Below are 362 nucleotides of genomic sequence, written 5' to 3'. Positions count from 1 at the left end.
CCGGTCCCTTGATGTTCAGCGCGCCGAAGCCGAGCAACAGGTCGAGCGGGCGCGCGGGGGCGGGCAGGAAGAGCTGGCGCTTGAGCACGAGAAAAAAGTGGTCGAGCTCAGCCGGGAACCTGAGCCGAAAATCGGCCCATCGGCCAATGCCCAGGAGAAACGCGGGATCGTCACGGAGCGCGGTGAGGCTTTCCGCGCGGCTCAGGCGCGCAATGCACAGCGCCAAGAGTTGGGCTGGCGGCAGTTGGAATTGCGTCTTGAGCTGATGGAGCGCGGGCGCGCCTTCATTGCCACCGCGCGCGAGCGGCTGGATCAGCTATGGGGCCGCGCCGAGGCGGCGATGTCACGGATCAAGGAGAGGG

Annotated in this window: 1 protein-coding gene; it reads left to right on the top strand. The window is 67.1% G+C overall.

Features of this window, described 5'->3' with window-relative positions:
* Positions 1–362 (top strand): hypothetical protein (locus EP376_RS23145; RefSeq protein WP_420837145.1); only part of this gene is annotated, 362 nt, incomplete at both ends.

Origin of the sequence: Alexandriicola marinus, from assembly GCF_004000435.1 — a bacterium.
Classification (GTDB): domain Bacteria; phylum Pseudomonadota; class Alphaproteobacteria; order Rhodobacterales; family Rhodobacteraceae; genus Alexandriicola; species Alexandriicola marinus.
This window is presented reverse-complemented; position numbering and strand designations above follow the sequence as displayed.